At 70.5% G+C, this 23,673-nt stretch carries 24 protein-coding genes; 18 read left to right on the top strand and 6 right to left on the bottom strand.

Features of this window, described 5'->3' with window-relative positions; all coding sequences use genetic code 11:
* Nucleotides 1-343: 343 nt before the first annotated feature.
* A complete protein-coding gene (locus tag OIB37_RS21355) occupies nt 344-547 on the bottom strand; it encodes a cold-shock protein (RefSeq protein ID WP_003998944.1) in 204 nt (67 codons plus the stop codon).
* 288 nt (nt 548-835) lie between these two features.
* Here OIB37_RS21355 and OIB37_RS21360 point away from each other — a divergent pair, with 288 nt between their 5' ends.
* From OIB37_RS21360 to OIB37_RS21380, 5 genes are all read left to right on the top strand, one after another.
* The gene (locus OIB37_RS21360) at nt 836-1,684 is read left to right on the top strand and encodes a menaquinone biosynthetic enzyme MqnA/MqnD family protein (RefSeq protein ID WP_330459209.1); all 849 of its coding nucleotides are present in this window, start codon (nt 836-838) and stop codon (nt 1,682-1,684) included.
* Between the two features lie 309 nt (nt 1,685-1,993).
* A complete protein-coding gene (locus OIB37_RS21365; RefSeq protein WP_330459210.1) occupies nt 1,994-3,865 on the top strand; it encodes a serine/threonine-protein kinase in 1,872 nt (623 codons plus the stop codon).
* A 4-nt stretch (nt 3,866-3,869) separates the two neighbouring features.
* Nucleotides 3,870-4,685: a prepilin peptidase gene (locus OIB37_RS21370; protein WP_330459211.1), complete on the top strand. Its 816-nt coding sequence runs from the start codon at nt 3,870-3,872 to the stop codon at nt 4,683-4,685.
* A 70-nt stretch (nt 4,686-4,755) separates the two neighbouring features.
* Nucleotides 4,756-5,970 (top strand): cyclic dehypoxanthinyl futalosine synthase, encoded by a 1,215-nt coding sequence (gene mqnC / locus OIB37_RS21375; RefSeq protein WP_330459212.1) that lies wholly within the window; start codon nt 4,756-4,758, stop codon nt 5,968-5,970.
* A 22-nt stretch (nt 5,971-5,992) separates the two neighbouring features.
* On the top strand, nt 5,993-6,646 hold the full coding sequence (locus OIB37_RS21380; protein ID WP_330459213.1) for an imidazolonepropionase-like domain-containing protein: 654 nt from the start codon (nt 5,993-5,995) through the stop codon (nt 6,644-6,646).
* A 243-nt stretch (nt 6,647-6,889) separates the two neighbouring features.
* Here OIB37_RS21380 and OIB37_RS21385 read toward each other — a convergent pair whose 3' ends face one another.
* A complete protein-coding gene (locus OIB37_RS21385; protein ID WP_330459214.1) occupies nt 6,890-7,270 on the bottom strand; it encodes a peptidase inhibitor family I36 protein in 381 nt (126 codons plus the stop codon).
* A 194-nt stretch (nt 7,271-7,464) separates the two neighbouring features.
* On the opposite strand from OIB37_RS21385, the gene OIB37_RS21390 reads away from it, so the two are divergent.
* Complete coding sequence (locus OIB37_RS21390; RefSeq protein WP_330459215.1) at nt 7,465-8,160, top strand: demethylmenaquinone methyltransferase; 696 nt, start codon at nt 7,465-7,467, stop codon at nt 8,158-8,160.
* 15 nt (nt 8,161-8,175) lie between these two features.
* On the opposite strand, the gene OIB37_RS21395 is transcribed toward OIB37_RS21390, so the two are convergent.
* Together OIB37_RS21395 and OIB37_RS21400 are read right to left on the bottom strand one after the other, a co-directional pair.
* A complete protein-coding gene (locus tag OIB37_RS21395) occupies nt 8,176-8,511 on the bottom strand; it encodes a PASTA domain-containing protein (protein ID WP_330459216.1) in 336 nt (111 codons plus the stop codon).
* Between the two features lie 92 nt (nt 8,512-8,603).
* A complete protein-coding gene (locus tag OIB37_RS21400; RefSeq protein ID WP_330459217.1) occupies nt 8,604-9,110 on the bottom strand; it encodes a GNAT family N-acetyltransferase in 507 nt (168 codons plus the stop codon).
* A 47-nt stretch (nt 9,111-9,157) separates the two neighbouring features.
* On the opposite strand from OIB37_RS21400, the gene OIB37_RS21405 reads away from it, so the two are divergent.
* On the top strand, nt 9,158-10,492 hold the full coding sequence (locus tag OIB37_RS21405) for a geranylgeranyl reductase family protein (protein ID WP_330459218.1): 1,335 nt from the start codon (nt 9,158-9,160) through the stop codon (nt 10,490-10,492).
* A 47-nt stretch (nt 10,493-10,539) separates the two neighbouring features.
* Here the strand turns inward: OIB37_RS21405 and def are convergent, their stop codons facing one another.
* Nucleotides 10,540-11,166, bottom strand: coding sequence for a peptide deformylase (gene def / locus OIB37_RS21410; protein ID WP_330459219.1), 627 nt, complete (start codon nt 11,164-11,166; stop codon nt 10,540-10,542).
* A 206-nt stretch (nt 11,167-11,372) separates the two neighbouring features.
* Entirely contained in the window at nt 11,373-12,194 is an 822-nt protein-coding gene (locus OIB37_RS21415; RefSeq protein WP_330459220.1) for a C40 family peptidase, read from the bottom strand.
* A gap of 741 nt (nt 12,195-12,935) precedes the next feature.
* On the opposite strand from OIB37_RS21415, the gene OIB37_RS21420 reads away from it, so the two are divergent.
* The 11 genes from OIB37_RS21420 to nuoK are packed head-to-tail and all read left to right on the top strand — an operon-like array spanning nt 12,936 to nt 23,665.
* Nucleotides 12,936-13,295 (top strand): NADH-quinone oxidoreductase subunit A, encoded by a 360-nt coding sequence (locus tag OIB37_RS21420; protein WP_053654533.1) that lies wholly within the window; start codon nt 12,936-12,938, stop codon nt 13,293-13,295.
* A gap of 15 nt (nt 13,296-13,310) precedes the next feature.
* Entirely contained in the window at nt 13,311-13,865 is a 555-nt protein-coding gene (locus tag OIB37_RS21425) for a NuoB/complex I 20 kDa subunit family protein (RefSeq protein ID WP_330459221.1), read from the top strand.
* Nucleotides 13,862-14,605: an NADH-quinone oxidoreductase subunit C gene (locus tag OIB37_RS21430; RefSeq protein WP_330459222.1), complete on the top strand. Its 744-nt coding sequence runs from the start codon at nt 13,862-13,864 to the stop codon at nt 14,603-14,605. The genes OIB37_RS21425 and OIB37_RS21430 overlap by 4 nt, the downstream gene beginning before the upstream one ends.
* On the top strand, nt 14,602-15,924 hold the full coding sequence (locus OIB37_RS21435) for an NADH-quinone oxidoreductase subunit D (RefSeq protein WP_330459223.1): 1,323 nt from the start codon (nt 14,602-14,604) through the stop codon (nt 15,922-15,924). Before OIB37_RS21430 ends, OIB37_RS21435 begins: the two co-directional genes overlap by 4 nt.
* Entirely contained in the window at nt 15,921-16,703 is a 783-nt protein-coding gene (nuoE, locus tag OIB37_RS21440) for an NADH-quinone oxidoreductase subunit NuoE (RefSeq protein WP_330459224.1), read from the top strand. The genes OIB37_RS21435 and nuoE overlap by 4 nt, the downstream gene beginning before the upstream one ends.
* Complete coding sequence (gene nuoF / locus OIB37_RS21445; protein WP_330459225.1) at nt 16,700-18,049, top strand: NADH-quinone oxidoreductase subunit NuoF; 1,350 nt, start codon at nt 16,700-16,702, stop codon at nt 18,047-18,049. Before nuoE ends, nuoF begins: the two co-directional genes overlap by 4 nt.
* Entirely contained in the window at nt 18,046-20,550 is a 2,505-nt protein-coding gene (locus OIB37_RS21450; RefSeq protein WP_330459226.1) for an NADH-quinone oxidoreductase subunit G, read from the top strand. Before nuoF ends, OIB37_RS21450 begins: the two co-directional genes overlap by 4 nt.
* Complete coding sequence (gene nuoH / locus OIB37_RS21455) at nt 20,547-21,911, top strand: NADH-quinone oxidoreductase subunit NuoH (protein WP_330459227.1); 1,365 nt, start codon at nt 20,547-20,549, stop codon at nt 21,909-21,911. The genes OIB37_RS21450 and nuoH overlap by 4 nt, the downstream gene beginning before the upstream one ends.
* Complete coding sequence (gene nuoI, locus OIB37_RS21460) at nt 21,904-22,515, top strand: NADH-quinone oxidoreductase subunit NuoI (RefSeq protein WP_330459228.1); 612 nt, start codon at nt 21,904-21,906, stop codon at nt 22,513-22,515. The genes nuoH and nuoI overlap by 8 nt, the downstream gene beginning before the upstream one ends.
* Nucleotides 22,512-23,369: an NADH-quinone oxidoreductase subunit J gene (locus OIB37_RS21465; protein ID WP_330459229.1), complete on the top strand. Its 858-nt coding sequence runs from the start codon at nt 22,512-22,514 to the stop codon at nt 23,367-23,369. The genes nuoI and OIB37_RS21465 overlap by 4 nt, the downstream gene beginning before the upstream one ends.
* Nucleotides 23,366-23,665: an NADH-quinone oxidoreductase subunit NuoK gene (gene nuoK / locus OIB37_RS21470; RefSeq protein WP_073901863.1), complete on the top strand. Its 300-nt coding sequence runs from the start codon at nt 23,366-23,368 to the stop codon at nt 23,663-23,665. The genes OIB37_RS21465 and nuoK overlap by 4 nt, the downstream gene beginning before the upstream one ends.
* Nucleotides 23,666-23,673 lie beyond the last annotated feature (8 nt).

Genomic DNA, 23,673 nt, shown 5'->3' on the forward strand with positions numbered 1-23,673 from the left:
TGCGGTGGCCCGGTGTGGCGGGTGTCGGCGTGTGGCGCGTATCGGCCGGGCCGGAGTCCCGCATTCCGGAGTCGGCGGCGCGGGATTCGCGCGACCGCCTTAGCGATCTTCATACGCCACGCGTAGAGATCGTGTGGAGGTGATGTAGAGGCGGGGGATGGGCCGGGCGAGGGAACGCGAGCGGGTGAGCGGAGGGGCGGTTCCGGGGAGAGGGCGGCCCTGCGCGTCGCGGAGAATTCCCCGGGAATTCATCCGGGGGGTCGCGGGAAAAGGCAGGAGCCCCGTTGCCGGAAGGCTCGGGGCTCCTTGGGTACTGCTCTCAGGTTCTGCGATCAGGTAGTGATCAGACGGGGGTGACGTTCTCCGCCTGCGGACCCTTCGGGCCCTGCGTCACGTCGAAGCTCACGGCCTGGTTCTCCTCGAGGGAGCGGAAGCCGCTGGCGTTGATCGCGGAGTAGTGAACGAAGACGTCGGGGCCGCCGCCCTCCTGGGCGATGAAGCCAAAGCCCTTTTCGGCGTTGAACCACTTCACGGTTCCGGTAGCCATAAGCCCTCCTTGGGCTCAAAAGGGTTTGCCCTGCTCCAGAACCTGCACGTGCGAAACGGTGCTGCACAATTGCATTCGTCTGAAAACGACGAGAGCCCGCGGTCACATGCTCCGCAGGCTCTGTACTGCAAGGGAAACCAAACTGCAACTTGCGGCGAGCCTAGCATGCAGGCACCGGAAAGCAATAGAGGTCAAGATCACTTCACCCGTATGTTTGAAGCGCCGGACGGGTGTGTTGACGGCGGGGTCGGCCCACGTGCCGTACTGCAAGGGGTCTAGTCTCGCGATGTGGACAATTCTCGCACCCGGCCGCGCGTCGGCCACATCCAGTTCCTGAACTGCCTGCCCCTGTACTGGGGGCTCGCGAGAACCGGCACGCTCCTCGACTTCGAGCTGACCAAGGACACTCCGGAGAAGCTCAGCGAGAAGCTCGTGCGCGGCGACCTCGACATCGGGCCCATCACCCTCGTCGAGTTCCTGCGCAACGCCGACGACCTCGTCGCCTTCCCGGACATCGCCGTCGGCTGCGACGGCCCCGTGATGTCCTGCGTGATCGTCTCCCAGGTCCCCCTCGACCAGCTGGACGGCGCCCGCGTCGCCCTCGGTTCGACCTCGCGCACCTCGGTCCGCCTCGCCCAACTTCTGCTGGCCGAGCGCTACGGCGTACGGCCCGACTACTACAGCTGCCCGCCCGACCTGAGCCTGATGATGCAGGAGGCGGACGCCGCCGTACTCATCGGAGACGCGGCCCTGCGCGCCAACCTCATCGACGGACCCCGCTACGGCCTCGAGGTGCACGATCTCGGCGCGCTGTGGAAGGAGTGGACCGGGCTGCCGTTCGTCTTCGCGGTCTGGGCGGCGCGGCGCGACTACCTGGAGCGCGAGCCGGAGATCACCCGCCAGGTCCACGAGGCCTTCCTCGCCTCCCGCAACCTCTCCCTGGAGGAGGTCACCAAGGTCGCCGAACAGGCCGCCCGCTGGGAGGCCTTCGACGAGACGATCCTGGAGCAGTACTTCACCACCCTCGACTTCAGCTTCGGCGCCCCCCAACTGGCGGCGGTCACGGAGTTCGCGAAGCGCGTGGGGCCGACGACCGGCTTCCCGGCCGACGTGAAGGTGGATCTGCTCCGGCCGTAATCACTAGGGCCTGTCTTCCGGATCTTGCCGGGGTCGCGGGGTCTGGCACGCACTCCCCCAAGCTCTGCGAGCAGGGGGTACCCCCAGCGGCGTTGTCGTCACTCTCCCCCAAGCTCTCGGCTTCGCTCGAGCAGGGAGGGACCCCCATCGCGCCGCGTCGACTCCCTCCTCCGCCTTGCAGCTGCACGCACCAGACCCCGCTCGGGTCGGCCAGAAGGCGCCGCAGACCGGAGCCGGCCTGATCCGGAAGAAAGGCCCTAGGCTGCGGTCGGTGAGGCGTACCGGGGGACCGGGGGAGAGGTGGACGCCATGCAGCCGCTCGGAGCCGATGAACCGGCCACCGTCGGGCCCTACCGGCTGCTCGGCCGGCTCGGCTCCGGCGGCATGGGCCGGGTCTACCTGGGCCGCAGCGCCGGCGGCCGTACGGTCGCCGTGAAGATCGTGCACCCGCACTTCGCGCCGGACGAGCAGTTCCGTGCCCGATTCCGGCGCGAGGTGGAGGCCGCGCGCCGGGTCGGCGGTGCCTGGACCGCGCCGGTCCTGGACGCGGACCCGGAGGCCGCCGTGCCCTGGGTCGCCACCGGCTACGCGGCCGGTCCCTCCCTCGCCGCGGCCGTCGCGGACGGCGGCCCGCTGCCCGCGCACACGGTACGGGCCCTGGGCGCGGGCCTCGCCGAGGCGCTGACGACGGTCCACGAACTGGGCCTCGTCCACCGGGACGTGAAGCCCTCCAACATCCTGCTGACCCTCGACGGCCCGCTGCTGATCGACTTCGGCATCGCGCGCGCCACGGACGGCACCGCGTCCCTGACCTCGACCGGCGTCTCCGTCGGCTCGCCCGGCTACATGTCCCCCGAGCAGATCCTCGGCCAGGCGGCCACCGGCGCGGCCGACGTCTTCTCCCTCGGCGCCGTCCTGGCGTACGCGGCGATGGGGCAACCGCCCTTCCCCGGTGACTCCTCGGCCGCGCTGCTCTACAAGGTGGTGCACGAGGAGCCGGAACTCGGTTCCCTCGGCGGCGAGTTGCGCGAGGTGGCTGCCGCCTGCCTGGCCAAGGACCCCGCCGAACGGCCGGCCCCCGCCGACCTCGCCCGACGGCTCGCCCCCGAGGGCGCCGCCCGCCTGATCACGGCCGGCTGGCTCCCGGGCCCGCTGGTCGAACAGGTCAGCCGCGGCGCCGTACAGCTCCTCAACCTGGAGGTTCAGGGGGAGGCGCCGTCGGGGCCGGTGGGATTCAGCAGCCCTTCGGTGTCCGCGCCTTGGGCACCGGCTCCTGCGCCTGGCCCTGCCCCGGCCCCTGCTCCGGCGCCTTCGCCGTCGCCGGACACCGGGCGGTTCGGGCCCGCTCCGCGGATGACCGCCACGGGGGCGGCGGGGCAGGCCCCGGCGGGGGACACCGCGGGGGCGACCACCGCGGGGATCGCGGCTGGGGCCGCGACGGATGCGGCCGGTGTCCCGCCCGGGGCGTCCACCGTCGTGCCCGGGCAGCGGGCCGCGGTGCCGGCTCCCGGCAAGGTCACCGTCAGCGTCGCGGCGGCCTCCGGGCCGGGGGAGAGCGGGCGCGGACGGCGGGTGAGCTGCACCGTGGCGCTGGCCGTCGCGGGAGTGCTGGCCGGTGTGGCGGTGGGGGGCGGGACTCTGTTGCGGCTCTGGACCGGTGGCGGCGGCGCCGACACGGCGGGCGGCGCGCCGACCACGCCCCACTCGGCCGGATCGGCCGCACCCTCCGCCTCGACCGACCCCTCCTACCCCTCCGACTCCTCCGCGTCCGGCTCCGGTTCCTCCTCCCCGAGCGCCTCGGTGCCCAGCCCTCCCGGCGGCGCGGCCGACGCCGTCCCGTCCCGTTACCTCGGCACCTGGGAAGGCCGGGCCACCGGACTCGGCGGCACCCTGCCCATGGGCACCTTCCGGCTCACCGTTCATCAGGCGGCCGTGGGGGAGGAGTTGGGGCGGCTGCGGCAGACCGACCAGATCGGCGCGGTCTGCACCGACGTACTCACGCTGAAGAAGGTCACGAAGACACGGATCGTCGCCACGTCCACCGGGGCCGAGGGCAACCACGCGGGCTGCGACCCCGCTCCGCACCCGGTGGAACTGACCCCGGCCGGCGACGATCTGACGTACACGGCGGACAGCGCGGCCGAGGGGAACCCGGTGGCGCGCCTGTCCAGGGAGCGGTAGCGCGATGGCCGACCTCGTGGACCTGTCACTGGTCACCGGCGCCGCGTTGTGGGGCGCGGCCGCGGGCGCGCTGCTGCCCCGCGCCGCCCACCGCTTCGCCGTCCCGGACGAGGAGCCGTGGCGTTCGCACTGCCCCGGGGGCCACCGGCTGCGGGGGTGGCTCGGCCGGGTGCCGTGCCGCTCCTGCGCGTCGGGCGAGCCAGGCGCGTCAGGCGTGGCGGACGCCGGGGAGGCTGGGGAGGCCGGGACGTCGTACGCCGGGGAGGCCGTAGCGTCGTACGCCCCCTCCGCCCTCCTGCTCGCCGCCGCGACCGCGCTCACCTGTGCCGTCCTCGCCCTCGCCACCGGTGTCCGGCCCGAGTTGGCCGTCTGGCTGGTGCTCGCGCCGGCCGGGGTGCTGCTGGGGGTCGTGGACGTGCGGGTGCGGCGGCTGCCGGACCCGTTGACCCTGCCGCTCGCGTCCGCCGCGCTCGGGCTGCTCGCTCTGGCCGCCGTGCTCCCGGAACACGCCGGACACTGGCTCACCGCGCTGTACGGCGCCCTGGCGCTCGGCGGCGGCTACCTGACGCTGTTCCTCATCAACCCGGCCGGCATGGGATTCGGCGATGTGAAGCTGGCGCTCGGCATGGGCGCCGTCCTCGGCTGGTACGGCTGGCCGACGGTGCTGCTCGGGACGTTCGCCGGGTTCCTGTCCGGGGCGCTCTACGGCGGCGCGCTGGTCGTCACCCGGCGGGCCGACCGCAAGTCGGCGATCCCGTTCGGGCCGTTCCTCCTCGCGGGTGCCTTCGCGGGGCTGCTGGTCGGGGCGTTCACGGCCTGAGGTCGGTTGACCGCGAGGGCTGGCGTAGGCTGGCCGAGTCCGTCCACAACCTTGACGAAAGGGACGCCCGGTGACCGAGAAGGCCGACCTCGCTTCCGTTGATGTCACAGCCGCGCTCGACCGGGCCGCCGCGGGCGGACGCATCACGCCCGAAGAGGCGCTCGTCCTCTACCGCGACGCTCCGCTGCACGCGCTGGGCGCCGCCGCCGACGCCGTACGCCGCCGCAAGTACGCGGGCATCGAGCACATCGCGACGTACATCATCGAGCGCAACATCAACTACACGAACGTGTGTGTCACGGCGTGCAAGTTCTGTGCGTTCTACGCGGCCCCCAAGGACACGAAGAAGGGCTGGACCCGGGACCTCGACGACATCCTGCGCCGCTGCGCGGAGACCGTCGAGCTGGGCGGCACCCAGATCATGTTCCAGGGCGGCCACCACCCGGACTACGGCGTCGAGTACTACGAGACGCACTTCAAGGCCATCAAGGACGCCTTCCCGCAGCTGGTGATCCACTCGCTGGGCGCGTCCGAGGTCGAGCACATGGCCCGGATCTCCGGTGTGTCGGTCGAGGAGGCCATCACCCGGATCCACGAGGCCGGTCTCGACTCCTTCGCCGGAGCCGGCGCCGAGCTGCTGCCCGAGCGGCCGCGCAAGGCCATCGCCCCGCTCAAGGAGAGCGGCGAGCGCTGGCTGGAGATCATGGAGACCGCGCACAAGCTGGGCGTGGAGTCCACCTCGACCATGCTGATGGGCACCGGCGAGACCAACGCCGAGCGCATCGAGCACCTGCGCATGATCCGTGACGTGCAGGACCGTACGGGCGGCTTCCGCGCCTTCATCCCGTACACCTACCAGCCCGAGAACAACCACCTGAAGGGCCGCACCCACGCGACCCTGTTCGAGTACCTGCGGATGATCGCCATCGCCCGCCTGTTCCTCGACAACGTCCAGCACATCCAGGGCTCCTGGCTGACCACGGGCAAGGAGGTCGGCCAGCTGTCGCTGCACTACGGCGCGGACGACCTCGGCTCGATCATGCTGGAGGAGAACGTGGTCTCCTCGGCCGGTGCCAAGCACCGCTCCAACCGCCTGGAGATCATCGACCTGATCCGCAAGGCGGGCCGTACCCCGGCGCAGCGCGCCACGACGTACGAGCACCTGGTCGTGCACGACGACCCGGCGAACGACCCGGTCGACGACCGCGTGGTCTCCCACATCTCCTCCACGGCCATCGAGGGTGGCACCGCCCACCCCGAGCTGAAGCTCCTGACGTCCAACTGATCGCCGTCCGGCCGAGTTCGCCGTGCTGACGATTCACACCGCCGACCTGCTCGTCACCGGTGACCCGCGCAGGTCGCCGGTGCCCGGGGGCGCGATCCTCGTCAGCGGGCGCGAGATCGCGTCCGCCGGCCCGTACGAGGAGCTGGCGGCCGCTTACCCGTCCGCACGGGTCCGCCGCTGGCCGGGGCTCATCGGGCCCGGCCTGCTCAACGCGTACGGCCCCGAACTGCTGGAGCGGGCCTACCATCCCGACCCGCGCGAGGCCGGGGAACTGGGCGGCGAGCCGATCACCGGCGAGGCCGCCCTCGCCTCTCTCGGCATGACCGACACACGGTGGGGCGCGAGCGCCCGGCGCGGGGTGCAGCGGATGCTGGCGCACGGGACCGTCGCGGTCGCCGGCGACCTGTGGCGGGCCGCCGTGGTGGACGCCGTGCGCCGGGCCGGGCTGTCGATGGAGGAACGGTTCGCAGAGCCTTCGGGTCCGCCGGACCTCGACCCGCTGGCCGGGTGCTCCTCCCTCGCCGAGGCGATCCTCATGCCGCTGGTGCCGCACGAGGGCACGGCCGCGACCTTCGCCGTGTTCGACGTGCCGGACGAGGCCGCCCTCCTGGCGCGCGGGGGCGGCACGTGCGTCGCGACCGTCGTCGACGGCCGGCTGGTGCACCGCCGGCGCTAGGGGGTGTCGTTTGGATCAGCTCGGGTCCGCGACGCCCGGCACGGCACCTCGCCGCGTTGTCGGATCAGCCGAGTACGTCCAGTACGCGGCAGATCCTCCGCCTTGCGAGGCACCGCACCGGACGCCGCGGCCTGAACCGACCTGATCCAAACGACACCCCCTAGACCGACAGGACCTAGCGGCCGTCCCGGGACGCCCGCGTGGTGCGGCGGCGCCTGCCCCACCACGTGCGACGGGTCCGCCTCAGCAGCGGAGCGCGCTCGACGGCAGGGCGGAGCGGAAGGCGCCGCCGAGGTTCTTGAGCCCGTCGTTGGGCTGGACGATCACCTTGGTGCCCATGTACTCGTCCCCGCTCCACACGCACCAGTACTCGTTCGTGCGGTTCCGGGCCGAACGCACGGCGGGGATGTTCTGCCGCTTCACATCGTCCGTCCCCTGCGTGTAACTGCCGTGGAGGCCGCTGCCGTCGGCGTTCTCGTAGAGACAGAAGTGGTCGATCGCGCAGCCCGCCACGGCCGACGACGAGGCCGACGACGGGGCCGAGGGCGAGGCCACCGCGTCGCCGGGCAGGAGGACGGCGGCGGTGGCCGCGGCGGCAGCCGCGACGGACAGGAACTTGCTCATGGAATCCCTTCCTGAGATGTTTCGTGCAAGAAAGGATCACAATCAAACAGAGCATCGCCAATTACCCGAAAGTGTGGCGTTTTCCGGGGTTTTGGCCGTTTGGGCGGGCGGAGACGTGGGAAGCGCCGGAGCTCCCCGGACACGACGCCCGGGGGCACCCGCCGCCGGATCGTGGCGGCTGCAAGAATGGGCGGGTGACCCGCGCCTCCCTGAACAAGCAGCCGCACGAAGTCGCCTCGATGTTCGACGACGTGGCGGAACGGTACGACCTGACGAACGACGTGCTGTCGCTCGGCCAGGACCGGCGCTGGCGCAGAGAGGTGGCGAAGGCGGTCGACGCGCGCCCCGCGCAGAAGGTCCTGGACCTCGCGGCCGGCACGGCGACCTCCTCGCTGCCGTTCGCGCAGACGGGCGCGTACGTCGTCCCGTGCGACTTCTCCCTCGGGATGCTCCAGGTCGGCAAGAAGAAGCACCCCTGGCTGCCGATCACGGCCGGCGACGCGACGAAGCTGCCGTTCAAGGACGACACCTTCGACGCTGTCACGATCTCCTTCGGCCTGCGCAACGTGCAGGACACCGACGCCGCCCTGCGCGAGCTGTACCGGGTGACCCGGCCCGGCGGACGCGTGGTGATCTGCGAGTTCTCGCACCCGACCTGGGCGCCCTTCCGGACCGTCTACACCGAGTACCTGATGCGCGCCCTGCCGCCGGTCGCGCGCGCGGTGTCCTCCAACCCGGACGCCTACGTCTACCTCGCCGAGTCCATCCGCGCCTGGCCCGACCAGCCCGCGCTCGCCGATCGGCTGCGCAAGGCGGGCTGGTCGAAGGTGGCGTGGCGCAACCTCTCCGGTGGGATCGTCGCGCTGCACCGGGGCTTCAAGGACAGCTGAGCGCCCGCCGCGGGCTCAGCGGCCGGTCATCTCGAAGGCGTCCCCGGGCGCGCCCAGTTCGCGCTGGAGTCCGCCTGTCGGCGGCCTCGGGACGCGCGGCTCGCGCACGCCCCCGCCGCCCTCGCCCTCACCGAAGTCGAACCACACGTACACCATGGAGTCCGGCGGCACCTCGGCACCGGCCTGCGGGAACTGGCGTACGACGTAGTCGACGACCGTGTGCGGGAAGTCCGGGCGGTCCGGCGCGTTGAGGAACAGGCCTCGCGCCCGGGCCGTTTCGCGCGCGTCCACGGCCATCAGGCCGACGAAACGGGGAACGCGAGCTTCGGGTGTTTTGGGTGGTATGCGCACAGATGTCACCCCCAGCGGTACTGGAAGGGTAACTCCGCCACGTGCCACCCGGAAGTGTCATATGGCTTTCTGTAACAGTTGGTTACTCCGAGTCACAGATCGAGTCGGTAGCAGTGCCCCTGCCGCGCCGAGGCGGGCGTCACGAACGTCTCCGCCAGCCGCATGCCCAGGCGCCGGGTGACCGCGATGGAGCGCTCGTTGCGCGCGTCCACCATCGCCACCACGTGCGACACGCCCGCCTCCCGCAGCCGTTCGAGGGTCTCCCCGGCGGCGGCCGACGCGTACCCGCGGCCCCAGTGCGCCCGGCCGAGCCGCCAGCCGATCTCGATCTCGCCCGCCGGACCCCACGCGTGCGGCCACGGCTGGGCGCCGGTGAAGCCGACGACGTCACCGTCGTCGTCCAGGACCGACCACAGGCAGAAACCTCGCTCGGCGTCGTGCCGGCGCTGGCGCGCGGTGAGTTCCTCGTAGACGGAGAGCTCGGCGGCCCTGCCTCCGTGGAACTTCATCACCTCGGGATCGGCGAAGACCCGGTGCCAGGTGAACGCGTCCTCGTCGGTGGGCACACGAAGCCGTACTGCGGGGTGAGTTCGGTTCACGGGGCAGCCCTTCAGCCGGGTGATCAATTCTGCTGAATAGACTGCCCATGTCCAGTGCCCGTCGGCACGCAGATTTTGAACCTTGGGGAGAACCCGCCGTGACCGAGCCCCTCTCCGACAACACCGCCGATGTGATCGTCGTGGGCGCGGGGCCGGCCGGCTCCGCCACCGCGTACCACCTCGCCAAGGCCGGACTCGACGTCCTCCTGCTGGAGAAGACCGAGTTCCCTCGGGAGAAGGTCTGCGGCGACGGCCTCACCCCGCGCGCGGTCAAGCAGCTCGTGGCCATGGGCATCGACATCTCCGAAGAGGCCGGCTGGCTGCGCAACAAGGGCCTGCGCATCATCGCCGGCGGCACCCGCCTCCAGCTCGACTGGCCCGAACTCGCCTCCTTCCCGGACTACGGCCTCGTCCGGAGGCGCGACGACTTCGACGAGCAGCTCGCCCGCAACGCCCAGAAGGCGGGAGCGCGGCTGCACGAGCTGTGCAACGTCACCGGCCCCGTCGTCGACGACCGCACCGGCCGCATCACCGGCGTGACGGCCAAGCTCGGCGAGGAAAAGCGCGAGGTCACCTTCCACGCGCCGCTCGTCGTCGCCGCCGACGGCAACTCCACCCGCCTGTCCCTCGCGATGGGCCTGCACCGCCGCGAGGACCGCCCGATGGGCGTCGCGGTGCGCACGTACTTCACCTCGCCCCGCCACGAGGACGACTACCTGGAGTCCTGGCTGGAGCTGTGGGACCGCCGCGGCGCCCAGGACCGGCTGCTGCCCGGCTACGGCTGGATCTTCGGCATGGGCGACGGCACCTCCAACGTGGGCCTGGGCATCCTCAACTCCTCGTCCGCGTTCCGGGAGCTGGACTGGCGCGAGGTCCTCAAGGCCTGGTGCGCCTCCATGCCGGAGGACTGGGGCTACACCCCGGAGAACATGACCGGACCGATCCGCGGCGCCGCCCTGCCCATGGCCTTCAACCGCCAGCCGCACTACACCAAGGGCCTGATGCTGGTCGGCGACGCCGGCGGCCTGGTGAACCCCTTCAACGGCGAGGGCATCGCCTACGCGATGGAGTCCGGCCAGATCGCCGCCGACGTCATCGTCCAGGCCCACGCGCGGGCCACGCCCGCCCAGCGCGAGATCGCCCTCCAGCGCTACCCGCGCGTCCTGAAGGACACCTACGGCGGCTACTACACCCTCGGCCGCGCCTTCGTGAAGCTCATCGGCAACCCGAAGATCATGCAGATCGGCGCCCAGCGCGGTCTCAGCCACCCGGTGCTGATGAAGTTCATCCTCAAGCTCCTCGCGAACCTCACCGACCCGACGGGCGGCGACGCGATGGACCGCATCATCAACGGCCTGACCAAGGTGGCGCCCAAGGCGTGAATGCCGGCCCGCCGGGGACGTCTCCCCGGCGGGCCGCGGCCGGTTCGCTAGGGCCGGCCCAGTTCGACGGCCCTGGCGGCGCGGCGGGCGAACACCTCGTCCCGCCGGTCCGTCATCTGCCGCAGGGCGTCCTTCCTGTCCCGGCGGGAGAGCCGGTCCAGGTAGACGTGCCCGTGGGTGTGGTCGGTCTCGTGGGCCAGGCAGCGGGCGAAGTACCCGGTGCCCTCGATGACGAGAGGGTCGCCGTTCCTGTCCTGCCCGCGTACGACGGCACGCTCGGGGCGGGGGACGGCCATCACGGCACCGGGCACCGACAGGCACCCCTCGTCCTCGTCGAGCAGACGGCGCCCGCGCACCGGCGCATCGAGCACCGGGTTGACGATGTGCCCGACATGCCGGACCCCGTCGTCGTCGGGGCAGTCGTACACGAACAGCCTCAGGCCGATCCCGACCTGATTCGCCGCCAGTCCCGCTCCCTCGGCGACGTACATGGTGAGGAACATGTCGTCGATGAGCGCGGCGAGGTCGGGCCCGAACTCCGTGACGTCCCGGCAGGACTTGTGCAGGACCTCCTCGCCGGTCTCGGTGATCCGGCGCACCGTGCCCCGTCCGGCTTCGGGGGCGTGGCGGGGATAGTGGCCGACGGGGCTTCCCTGGACGAACACGCGTGGCATCGCGCGGTCTCCTTCGCTCGTGGGCGGACCGCCGGGCGACGGCCCGTGCCGAGCATGTCAGCAGAGCCCGCGGGGCACGCCGGGAACGTCGCAGACGCCGGGAGCGCCACAGACGCGGGCAACGCCGCAGACGCCGGGAACGCCGCAAGGGCCGCTGCCCCGAAGGAGCTGCGGCCCTGTGCGCGCGTGTGCGGCGTGCTGAGCGCTCAGAGCACCCGCACGGCCCCGGTGGGCGGGTCGTACGACAGCGGCTTCTCCACGACGCCCGTGGAGGGGTTCTGGGCGCCGACGAACATGCCGTCACCGACGTACACCGCCACGTGGTACGCGCTGCCCGCGCTGCCCCAGTAGAGGATGTCGCCCGGCTGCAGGTTGCTCAGCGACACCTGGGTGCCGGCCGTCGACTGGTCCTGGGAGACGCGCGGCAGGGTGACACCCACCTGCTTGAAGGCCGTCTGCACCAGGCCGGAACAGTCGTAGGCGGAGGGGCCGGTGGCGCCGGAGACGTAGGCCTTGCCGACCTGCGCCTTCACGAACGAGATGACGGCGGCGGCCGAACCGGTGGCCGTGGACGAGCCGGTGGAGACCGAGCCGCCGATGCCGGTGCCCGCCGAGGCGGAGAGCGTCGTGCGCTCCGCGCTGCGCGAGGCGCGCGCGGCGGCCTCCCTGCGGGCGTCCTCCTGGGCCTTCTTCTTGGCCTCCGCGGCCTTCTGCTTCGCCTCCGCGAGGTCTGCCTTGGCCTGCTTGGCGGCGTTCGCGGCGGCCGCGTCACGCTCGGCCTGCAGCTCGTAGTTCGCGGCGGCCAGCTGCGTGGCGTCCGCGGACTGGGCGACCTGAGTGGCCACGTCGGCCGTCAGGGTGGGCAGTTCGAGGGTCTGCGTCACCGGCTCGGCGGCGTTCGCCGACCCGGCTGCACCGGCGACTGCCAGGGTGCTGAGGACGCCACCGGCAACTCCGGCCCGCATCGCGATGGTCGACGCGCTGCGGCGGGGCTTCCGGTGGCTGCGTATGTGAGCGGTGTGGGACATGGGAACAACCGGTATCAGGGGCTCCTTCATATCTACAAGAAACGTGTGCTGCGCCACAATTGTTCAACGGGCCCCTGGAATCCCGGGCGTGTCGCTCTTTATTGACGCCGTAACGGACATAGCGGGCGGGCCTCAATGGGCCCTTGATCACGGTCTTTGATCATTAAGTCCGAATTGCCCCGCGCCTACCATCCGTTGAAGTGGATGGCCAAGTCCGGCTTTCCGGCGACCCTCGGCGGTGTGGCGGAGGTCACGGAACGGCCACCGGGAGGGCGGCGTCCCGCGCGGGCCGACTTCGTGAACGCGTGCACGTTCCCCCCGCGCGTCCACATCCCGCCCCGGACCTCCCTCCGATGTGTGAACGCGGATCACTATCAAGGCACCGCCCCCGACGCCAATTTGCATGCGGCGGAACCCTCTTGATATTGAGACGACCCCTCCGGCCTGCGACGACGAGCGAAAATGTCACTTCTGGTGATCAGCTGAACGCTTCGCGTACGAAGATCACCCATCATCCGACTTCATGATCCTTCGTCAGGTGGTGGAGATCACAAAGCTTGTGGAATACCCCGTGTCGCAGATCACAGAGCGGCGGGCATAGGATGCGAGGCAGTTGGGCTTGTGACCTGCTTCACATGTTCTCGATCTTCGTCGGTACCAGCGGGGCTCGTGGGACGTGTGAGGCGGAAGTGAGCCTGCTGTCCGCCACCAGTCAGTGCCGACTGAGAGGAGCGAGGAGCGGTGAACGCTTATGCGCCCATCCTCGTACTGGGAGCCCTCGGGGCAGGCTTTGCGATCTTCTCCGTGGTCATGGCCACGCTGATCGGTCCGAAGCGGTACAACCGCGCCAAGCTCGATGCCTATGAGTGCGGCATCGAGCCGACCCCCACGCCGGCCGGCGGCGGGCGCTTCCCCATCAAGTACTACCTGACGGCGATGCTCTTCATCGTCTTCGACATCGAGATCGTCTTCCTCTACCCCTGGGCCGTCACCTTCGACGCCCTGGGGATCTTCGGGCTCGTGGAGATGCTGCTCTTCGTGCTCACCGTCTTCGTCGCGTACGCGTACGTATGGCGGCGCGGCGGCCTGGAATGGGACTGAGGGGCCTTTAAAGACATGGGACTCGAAGAAAAGCTGCCGAGCGGCTTCCTGCTGACCACCGTCGAGCAGGCCGCGGGCTGGGTGCGCAAGGCGTCCGTCTTCCCGGCCACCTTCGGCCTGGCCTGCTGCGCCATCGAGATGATGACCACCGGCGCCGGGCGCTACGACCTCGCCCGCTTCGGCATGGAGGTCTTCCGCGGTTCCCCGCGCCAGGCCGACCTGATGATCGTCGCCGGCCGGGTCAGCCAGAAGATGGCGCCGGTGCTCCGCCAGGTCTACGACCAGATGCCCGACCCCAAGTGGGTCATCTCCATGGGTGTCTGCGCCTCGTCGGGCGGCATGTTCAACAACTACGCGATCGTCCAGGGCGTCGACCACATCGTCCCGGTCGACATCTATCTCCCCGGCTGTCCGCCCCGGCCCGAGATGCTGCTGGACGCGATCCTCAAGCTCCACCAGAAGATCCAGTCCTCCAAGCTCGGCGTCAACGCCGAGGAGGCCGCCCGCGAGGCGGAGGAGGCGGCGCTCAAGGCCCTGCCCACGATCGAGATGAAGGGGCTGCTGCGGTGAGCGACGGAAACGGCACCAACGGCGTGAACCCCGAGAAGGACCTCTCCGCCTCCAACCTCCCCGGCCAGCGCGGCCAGGGCGGCGAGGAGATCCGCGTCCAGCACGGCATGTTCGGCGCGAACAACGGCGGAGACACCTCCGGCTACGGCGGACTGGTCCGCTCGGTCCGGCTCCCGGGGCCGTCGAACCGGCCCTACGGCGGCTGGTTCGACGAGGTCGCCGACGAGCTGGAGGGCGCCTTGGAGGAACAGGGGCTCCTGCCCGCCAACGCCATCGAGAAGACGGTCGTCGACCGCGGCGAGCTCACCTTCCACATCGAACGCGAGCACCTGGCCCGCGTCGCCCGCACCCTGCGCGACGACCCCGCCCTGCGGTTCGAGCTGTGCACCGGCGTCAGCGGCGTCCACTACCCGCACGACAAGGGCCGCGAGCTGCACGCCGTCTACCACCTGCGCTCGATCACCCACAACCGGCTGATCCGCCTGGAGGTCAGCGCCCCCGACGCCGACCCGCGCATCCCGTCCCTGGTCCCGGTCTATCCGACCAACGACTGGCACGAGCGCGAGACGTACGACTTCTTCGGGATCGTCTTCGACGGTCACCCGGCCCTGACGCGGATCATGATGCCCGACGACTGGCAGGGCCACCCGCAGCGCAAGGACTACCCCCTCGGCGGCATCCCCGTCGAGTACAAGGGCGCCCAGATCCCGGCTCCGGACCAGCGGAGGTCGTACTCGTGAGCACGCAGTCAGCATCCTCCCGCGAGACCACCGAGGGCACCGTCTACACGGTCACCGGCGGCGACTGGGACGAGGTCGCGCAGGCCGCGGCCCGCGCCGACGACGAGCGCATCGTCGTCAACATGGGTCCTCAGCACCCGTCCACCCATGGAGTGCTCCGCCTGATCCTGGAGATCGACGGCGAGACGGTCACCGAGGCCCGCTGCGGCATCGGCTACCTGCACACCGGCATCGAGAAGAACCTCGAGTTCCGCACGTGGACGCAGGGCACCACCTTCGTCACGCGCATGGACTACCTGACGTCCTTCTTCAACGAGACCGCCTACTGTCTCGCCGTCGAGAAACTCCTCGGCGTCGAGGAGCAGATCACCGACCGTGCCAAGATCATCCGGGTGCTCCTGATGGAGCTGAACCGGCTCTCCTCCCACCTGGTGTGCATCGCCACCGGCGGCATGGAACTGGGCTCCACCACGATCATGATCTACGGATTCCGTGATCGCGAGATGATCCTCGACATCTACGAGGTGATCACGGGCCTGCGCATGAACCACGCGTACATCCGGCCCGGCGGACTCGCCCAGGACCTGCCGCCCGGCGCGGTCGACCGGATCCGCGAGTTCGTCAAGAAGATGAGGAAGAACCTCCCGGAGTACGACAAGCTCGCCACCGGGAACCCCATCTTCAAGGCCCGCATGCAGGACGTCGGCTACCTCGACCTGGCCGGCTGCATGGCCCTCGGCGCGACCGGCCCGATCCTGCGCTCCACCGGCCTCCCGCACGACCTGCGCAAGGCCCAGCCGTACTGCGACTACGAGACCTACGACTTCGACGTCCCGACCGCCGACACCTGCGACTCCTACGGCCGCTTCCTGATCCGCCTGGAGGAGATGCGCCAGTCGCTCAGGATCGTCGAGCAGTGCCTGGACCGGCTCCAGCCCGGACCGGTCATGGTCGCCGACAAGAAGATCGCCTGGCCCGCCCAGCTCGCCCTGGGGCCGGACGGACTGGGCAACTCCCTCGACCACATCAAGAAGATCATGGGCACCTCCATGGAGGCCCTGATCCACCACTTCAAGCTGGTCACCGAGGGCTTCCGAGTCCCGCCGGGACAGGCGTACGTGGCCGTCGAGTCACCCAAGGGCGAACTCGGGGCGCACGTCGTCTCCGACGGCGGCACCCGCCCCTACCGGGTCCACTTCCGCGACCCGTCCTTCACCAACCTGCAGGCCGTGGCGGCCATGTGCGAAGGCGGCCAGGTCGCCGACGTCATCGTCGCCGTGGCGTCCATCGACCCCGTGATGGGAGGCGTCGACCGGTGACCACCTCTTCTTCGGAGCGGGGCGTCAGCCTGGGCATGCCCGAACTGCCCGCACCCGCGTACCCGGACGACGTCCGGGCCAGGCTGGAGGCGGACGCGCGCGACGTGATCGCCCGCTACCCGGACTCCCGCTCCGCCCTGCTCCCCCTGCTCCACCTCGTGCAGTCCGAGGAGGGCCATGTCACGCGTACCGGAATGAAGTTCTGCGCGGACGTGCTCGGCCTGACCACCGCCGAGGTCAACGCCGTCGCCACCTTCTACACCATGTACCGGCGCAAGCCGTCCGGTGACTACCAGGTGGGGGTGTGCACCAACACGCTGTGCGCGGTGATGGGCGGCGACGCGATCTTCGAGACCCTGCAGGAGCACCTCGGCGTCGCCAACGGCGGGACCACCGAGGACGGCTCGGTCACCCTGGAGCACATCGAGTGCAACGCGGCCTGCGACTTCGCGCCGGTCGTGATGGTCAACTGGGAGTTCTTCGACAACCAGACCCCCGCCAGCGCCACCCACCTGGTCGACGACCTCCGTGCGGGACGCCCTGTCGAACCCACCCGCGGGGCGCGCCTGTGCACCTTCAAGGAGACCGCCCGGATCCTGGCGGGCTTCCCCGACGAGCGGCCGGGGGCCGTCGAGGAGAGCGTCAGCGCGGGCCCCGCCTCGCTGGTGGGCCTTCGCCTGGCAAGGGGAGAGGCCGCACCCGCGCGCGTGGTCCATCCGCGAGCCCAGCAACCGCAGGACGCGCCGTCCGCCACCCAGGCAGAAGAGGAGGGGGAGTGATGACGGTGGCAGCCGAACTCAAGGACACGAGCCCCGAGAAGCTGCTCGCACCCGTGCTGTCGGCCTTCTGGGACGAGGACCGGTCCTGGACTCTGGACGTCTACCGGAGGCACGAGGGGTACGAGGGGCTGCGCAAGGCGCTCGCCATGTCGCCGGACGACCTGATCGCGTACGTCAAGGACTCCGGTCTGCGCGGGCGCGGCGGCGCGGGGTTCCCGACGGGGATGAAGTGGCAGTTCATTCCCCAGGGTGATGGAAAACCGCACTATCTGGTTGTCAACGCCGACGAGTCGGAGCCCGGGACCTGCAAGGACATCCCGCTCCTCTTCGCGAACCCGCACAGCCTCATCGAGGGCATGATCATCGCGTGTTACGCCATCAGGTCGTCGCACGCCTTCATCTATCTGCGGGGTGAAGTCGTCCCCGTTCTGCGGCGGTTGCACGAGGCCGTGCGCGAGGCCCGCGAAGCCGGCTTCCTCGGCGAGAACATCCTGGGCAGCGGACTCGACCTCGACATCACCGTGCACGCCGGCGCCGGCGCGTACATCTGCGGTGAGGAGACCGCGCTGCTCGACTCGCTCGAAGGCCGCCGCGGCCAACCGCGGCTGCGTCCTCCTTTCCCTGCGGTGGAAGGCCTCTACGCCTGTCCCACTGTGGTGAACAACGTCGAGTCGATCGCGTCGGTTCCCGCCATCCTGAACAACGGCAAGGAATGGTTCAGGTCGATGGGAAGCGAGAAGTCGCCCGGCTTCACGCTCTACTCCCTCAGCGGCCACGTCGTGAGCCCCGGCCAGTACGAGGCCCCGCTCGGCATCACGCTCCGCCAGCTCCTCGACATGAGCGGCGGCATGCGCCCCGGGCACCGGCTCAAGTTCTGGACGCCGGGCGGCTCCTCGACGCCGATGTTCACCGACGAGCACCTCGACGTCCCCCTGGACTACGAGGGCGTGGGCGCCGCGGGCTCCATGCTCGGCACCAAGGCCCTGCAGTGCTTCGACGAGACGACCTGCGTGGTGCGGGCGGTGACCCGCTGGACCGAGTTCTACGCCCACGAGTCCTGCGGCAAGTGCACGCCCTGCCGCGAAGGCACCTACTGGCTGGTGCAGCTGCTGCGGGACATCGAGGCCGGCAAGGGCGCCATGTCCGACCTGGACAAGCTGAACGACATCGCCGACAACATCAACGGCAAGTCCTTCTGCGCCCTCGGTGACGGCGCGGCCTCACCGATCTTCTCCTCGCTGAAGTACTTCCGCGAGGAGTACGAGCAGCACATCACGGGCCGGGGCTGTCCCTTCGACCCGGCCAAGTCGACGGCCTGGGCGGACCGCCCGGAGGTGAACGCATGACCGTGACCACCAGTGCTCCCTCCGGAGGGGGAGAGGCGGCGGTCCCGCCGGAGGACCTCGTCACACTGACGATCGACGGCGCCGAACTCAGTGTGCCCAAGGGCACCCTGGTCATCCGGGCCGCCGAACAGCTCGGCATCGAGATCCCGCGCTTCTGCGACCACCCCCTTCTCGCCCCGGCCGGTGCCTGCCGCCAGTGCATCGTCGAGGTCGAGGGCCAGCGCAAGCCGATGGCGTCCTGCACCATCACGTGCACGGACGGCATGGTGGTGAAGACCCAGCTCACCTCGCCGGTCGCCGAGAAGGCCCAGCGCGGGGTGATGGAGCTGCTGCTCATCAACCACCCGCTGGACTGCCCGGTCTGCGACAAGGGCGGTGAGTGCCCGCTGCAGAACCAGGCCATGTCGCACGGCAACGCGGAATCCCGCTTCGAGGGCCGCAAGCGGACGTACGAGAAGCCCGTCGCGATCTCCACACAGGTGCTGCTCGACCGCGAGCGGTGCGTGCTGTGCGCCCGCTGCACCCGCTTCTCCAACCAGATCGCGGGCGACCCGATGATCGAACTGGTCGAGCGGGGCGCGCTGCAGCAGGTCGGAACCGGCGACGGCGACCCCTTCGAGTCGTACTTCTCCGGCAACACCATCCAGATCTGCCCGGTCGGCGCGCTCACCTCCGCGGCCTATCGTTTCCGCTCCCGCCCCTTCGACCTGATCTCCTCGCCGTCGGTGTGCGAGCACTGCTCGGGCGGCTGCGCCACGCGCACCGACCACCGCCGCGGCAAGGTCATGCGGCGGCTCGCCGAGAACGACCCCGAGGTCAACGAGGAGTGGATCTGCGACAAGGGGCGCTTCGCGTTCCGGTACGCGCAGCTCAGGGACCGTCTCGACACCCCTCTGGTGCGCAACGCCGAGGGCGTCCTGGAGCCCGCCTCCTGGCCCGAGGCGCTGGAGGCGGCGGCGCGCGGACTGAGCGCCGCCCGCTCCCGCGCCGGTGTCCTCACCGGCGGCCGGCTGACCGTCGAGGACGCCTACGCGTACAGCAAGTTCGCGCGCGTGGCCCTCGACACCAACGACATCGACTTCCGCGCGCGCGTGCACAGCGTCGAGGAGGCCGACTTCCTGGCGTCCCGGGTCGCGGGCCGCGGCCTGGACCTGGACGGCACGGGCGTCACGTACACCCTGCTGGAGAAGGCGCCCGCCGTCCTGCTGGCCGGTTTCGAGTCGGAGGAGGAGGCGCCCGGCGTCTTCCTGCGACTGCGCAAGGCCTGGCGGGCACACCGGCAGACGGTGTTCGCGCTGGCCACCCACACCACCCGGGGCCTGGAGAAGACGGGCGGCACCCTGCTGCCGGCCGCTCCCGGCACCGAGACCGAGTGGCTGGACGCCCTCGCGAGCGGCGTCGGCCTGGAGGAGCCCGGCGCCCGGGCCGCCGAGGCACTGCGCGCCGAGGGCGCGGTGATCGTCGTGGGCGAACGGCTCGCCGCCGTCGCCGGCGCCCTCACCGCCGCCGTGCGCGCGGCCGCCGCGACCGGCGCCCAGCTGGTGTGGATCCCGCGGCGGGCGGGTGAGCGCGGCGCCGTCGAGGTGGGCGCGCTGCCGTCGCTGCTGCCGGGCGGCCGCCCCGCGACCGACCCGCGCGCGCGGGAGGAGGTCGCCGCCGCCTGGGGGCTCGCCGAACTGCCCCTGCGCCACGGCCGCGACACCCACCACATCCTCGAGGCGGCCGCCACCGGTGAACTGTCCGCGCTCGTCGTCGCCGGTGTGGAGGTCGCCGACCTGCCCGACCCGGCACGCGCGCGCGAGGCGCTCGACTCCGTCGGCTTCCTGGTGTCGCTGGAACAGCGGCCCAGCGAGGTCACCGCACACGCCGACGTCGTCCTGCCGGTCGCCGCCGTCGCCGAGAAGGCCGGCACCTTCCTGAACTGGGAAGGCAGGGTCCGCTTCTTCGAGGCCGCCCTCAAGCCCGACCAGATGACCCGCCGCCTCGCCCCGGCCGACGCGCGCGTGCTCCAGATGCTGGCCGACGCCATGGACGTGCACCTGGGCCTGCCGGACCTGCGCACCGCGCGCGCGGAGATCGACCGGCTCGGCTCCTGGGACGGCCCGAAGGCCACCGATCCCATGGAGAGTGCCGGCGCACTGCCCCGCCCCGCAGCGGGCGAGGCCGTACTCGCCGGGCACCGGCTGCTGCTCGACCAGGGCGCCCTGCAACAGGGCGACGAGGCGCTCGCCGGCACCCGGCACGCCGCACGCGCGCGGGTGTCGGCCGCGACGGCCGCCGAGGCGGGCGTCAAGGACGGCGACCTGCTCGCCGTCACCGGTCCGGCCGGCACGACCGCGCTCCCGCTCCAGGTCACCGAGATGCCGGACCGGGTGGTCTGGCTCCCGCTGAACTCCGCCGGCACGGGCGTCGCCTCCGACACCGGCGCGCAGCCCGGTTCCCTCGTCCGCATCGGCCCGGCGGCACTCGCCGACCCGGCCCCCAAGGAGGTGGAGGCATGAGCCCGTACCTCGCCGCTGAAGACCTCTCGATGTTCGGCCGCGACCCGTGGTGGCTGGTCGTCATCAAGGCGGTGTTCTGCTTCGCCTTCCTGATGCTCACCGTGCTGCTCTCCATCGTGTGGGAGCGCAAGGTCGTCGCCTGGATGCAGCTGCGCATCGGCCCCAACCGGCACGGCCCCTGGGGCATGCTCCAGTCGCTCGCCGACGGCGTGAAGCTGATGCTCAAGGAAGACGTCGTCGTCAAACGCGCGGACAAGGTGGTCTACGTCCTCGCGCCGATCGTCGCGGCCATCCCGGCCTGCATGGCGATCGCGGTGATCCCCTTCGGCCCCGCCGACAACGAGATCTCGATCTTCGGTCACCGCACCGCGATGCAGCTCACCGACCTGCCGATCGCGATGCTCTACATCCTCGCGGTCGCCTCCGTCGGCATCTACGGCATCGTCCTCGCGGGCTGGAGCTCCGGCTCTACCTACCCGCTGCTGGGCGGCCTGCGCTCCTGCGCCCAGATGATCTCCTACGAGATCGCCATGGGCGCCGCGTTCGCCTCGGTGTTCCTCTACTCGGGCTCGATGTCGACGTCGACGATCGTCGAGCAGCAGCACGACCGCTGGTACATCCTGCTGCTGCCGGTCTCCTTCATCCTCTACATCATCACGATGGTCGGCGAGACCAACCGCGCGCCCTTCGACATGCCGGAGTCCGAGGGCGACCTGGTCGGCGGCTTCAACACCGAGTACTCCTCGATCAAGTTCGCGCTGTTCATGCTCGCCGAGTACATGAACATGGTGACGGTCTCGGCCGTGTCGGCCACCCTCTTCCTCGGCGGCTGGCGCGCCCCCTGGCCGATCAGCACCTTCTGGGAGGGCGCCAACCACGGCTGGTGGCCGATGCTGTGGTTCGTCATCAAGGTGCAGCTGCTGCTCTTCTTCTTCATCTGGCTGCGCGGCACGCTGCCCCGCGTCCGCTACGACCAGCTGATGAAGCTCGGCTGGAAGGTCCTCATCCCGGTCTCCGTGACCTGGCTGATGCTCGTCGCGACCGTACGGGCCCTGCGCAACGAGAACTACGACTTCGCCGACATCGCCCTCTACGTCGGCGGCGGCGTCCTCGCCCTGCTGCTGATCTCCTTCGTCGCCGACATGTTCCGCGACAACGCGAAGCGGGACACGCAACCCGCCGCACAGGAGCCCGGATTCGACCCGATGGCGGGCGGATTCCCCGTGCCGCCACTGCCCGGGCAGGAGCTCCCGGCCGTTCCCAGGCGCCGTCCGCGCCAGGAGCGGGAGCTGATTGTCAGTGGTGGACCGGACACTGTCAGTGACGGATCTTCGGATGGAAAGGAGGCGTCCGATGGCTGAGGAGCCCACGGAGGCCGGGCAGACGAAGCCCGGTTTCCAGAACCCCGTGGCCGGCTTCGGCGTGACCTTCAAGGCCATGTTCAAGAAGCGGCTGACCGAGCAGTACCCGGAGCAGAAGAAGACCACGGCTCCGCGGTTCCACGGACGGCACCAGCTCAACCGCCATCCGGACGGCCTGGAGAAGTGCGTCGGCTGCGAGCTGTGCGCCTGGGCCTGCCCCGCCGACGCCATCTACGTGGAGGGCGCCGACAACACCGACGAGGAACGCTACTCGCCGGGCGAGCGGTACGGCCGCGTCTACCAGATCAACTACGCCCGCTGCATTCTGTGCGGCCTGTGCATCGAGGCGTGCCCCACGCGCGCGCTGACGATGACCAACGAGTTCGAACTGGCCGACTCCAGCCGCGCGAACCTCATCTACACCAAGGAGCAGCTGCTCGCCGGTCTGGAGGAGGGCATGGTCGACACGCCCCACTCGATCTTCCCGGGCACCGACGAACAGGACTACTACCGGGGCCTCGTGACGGAGGCCGCGCCGGGGACCGTGCAGCAAGTGGCCGTCTCCAAGGGCGAGAAGCCGGAAGACCAGGGGGTGGACGCATGAGCGCGCAGCTAGCCGCCGCAGCCACCCTTTCCGCCGGCACCTCCACGGGTGAGGCCGTCCAGTTCTGGATCCTCGGCACGGTCGCGGTGCTCGGCGCCCTGTGCACCGTCTTCATGAGGAAGTCCGTGCACAGCGCGCTCTGCCTCGCCGGGACCATGATCGTGCTGGCGGTGTTCTACCTCGCCAACGGCGCCTACTTCCTGGGCGTCGTGCAGGTCGTCGTCTACACGGGCGCGATCATGATGCTGTTCCTGTTCGTGGTGATGCTCGTCGGCGTGACGGCCGCGGACTCGCTGAAGGAGACCATCAAGGGCCAGCGCTGGCTGGCCCTTCTGTGCGGGCTCGGCTTCGGCGTCCTGCTCTTCGCCGGTATCGGGAACGCCTCCCTGAAGGAGTTCGCCGGCGCCGGCCAGGCGAACGCCGGCGGCAACGTGGAGGGCCTCGCGGCGCTCATCTTCACCAAGTACGTCTTCGCCTTCGAGATCACCGGCGCCCTGCTGATCACGGCGGCCGTCGGCGCCATGGTGCTCACCCACCGCGAGCGCACCGAGCGGCCCAGGACCCAGCGCGAGCTGTCCGAGCAGCGCGTCCGCGAGGGCAAGCACGTCCCGCCGCTGCCCGCCCCCGGTGTCTACGCCCGGCACAACGCCGTGGACATCGCGGGCCTGCTGCCCGACGGCACCCCGTCCGAGCTGACCGTCAGCCGGACGCTGCGCGAGCGCGGCCAGATCCGGGACGTGTCCGCGCAGGCGCTCGGCGACCTGCGCGCCCTGGAACAGCGCTCCGAGGAGCGCCTGGAGCGGACCGCGACCGAGCCGACGACGTTCAAGCGGTCCGAGGAGGCGTCGAAGTGAATCCCGTCAACTACCTCTACCTCGCCGCCTTGCTGTTCACCATCGGCGCGACCGGGGTGCTGATCCGGCGCAACGCGATCGTCGTGTTCATGTGCATCGAGCTGATGCTCAACGCCTGCAACCTCGCGTTCGTCGTCTTCTCCCGGATGCACGGCAACCTCGACGGCCAGATCATCGCCTTCTTCACGATGGTCGTCGCCGCCGCGGAGGTCGTGGTGGGTCTCGCGATCATCGTGTCGCTGTTCCGTACCCGCCACTCGGCCTCGGTCGACGACGCCAGCCTGATGAAGCTGTAAGGGGTCGG

Source organism: Streptomyces sp. NBC_00820, assembly GCF_036347055.1.
Classification (GTDB): Bacteria; Actinomycetota; Actinomycetes; order Streptomycetales; family Streptomycetaceae; genus Streptomyces.

Bases quoted from the DNA above. Each gene is read 5' to 3' on its own strand.
- OIB37_RS21415 (WP_330459220.1), bottom strand. From the start codon at position 12,194: ATGTCCCACACCGCTCACATACGCAGCCACCGGAAGCCCCGCCGCAGC.
- OIB37_RS21405 (WP_330459218.1), top strand. From the start codon at position 9,158: ATGTCCAGTGCCCGTCGGCACGCAGATTTTGAACCTTGGGGAGAACCC.
- OIB37_RS21450 (WP_330459226.1), top strand. From the start codon at position 18,046: ATGACCGTGACCACCAGTGCTCCCTCCGGAGGGGGAGAGGCGGCGGTC.
- OIB37_RS21465 (WP_330459229.1), top strand. From the start codon at position 22,512: ATGAGCGCGCAGCTAGCCGCCGCAGCCACCCTTTCCGCCGGCACCTCC.
- nuoH (WP_330459227.1), top strand. From the start codon at position 20,547: ATGAGCCCGTACCTCGCCGCTGAAGACCTCTCGATGTTCGGCCGCGAC.
- OIB37_RS21355 (WP_003998944.1), bottom strand. From the start codon at position 547: ATGGCTACCGGAACCGTGAAGTGGTTCAACGCCGAAAAGGGCTTTGGC.
- OIB37_RS21365 (WP_330459210.1), top strand. From the start codon at position 1,994: ATGCAGCCGCTCGGAGCCGATGAACCGGCCACCGTCGGGCCCTACCGG.
- OIB37_RS21425 (WP_330459221.1), top strand. From the start codon at position 13,311: ATGGGACTCGAAGAAAAGCTGCCGAGCGGCTTCCTGCTGACCACCGTC.
- def (WP_330459219.1), bottom strand. From the start codon at position 11,166: ATGCCACGCGTGTTCGTCCAGGGAAGCCCCGTCGGCCACTATCCCCGC.
- OIB37_RS21370 (WP_330459211.1), top strand. From the start codon at position 3,870: ATGGCCGACCTCGTGGACCTGTCACTGGTCACCGGCGCCGCGTTGTGG.
- OIB37_RS21385 (WP_330459214.1), bottom strand. From the start codon at position 7,270: ATGAGCAAGTTCCTGTCCGTCGCGGCTGCCGCCGCGGCCACCGCCGCC.
- nuoI (WP_330459228.1), top strand. From the start codon at position 21,904: ATGGCTGAGGAGCCCACGGAGGCCGGGCAGACGAAGCCCGGTTTCCAG.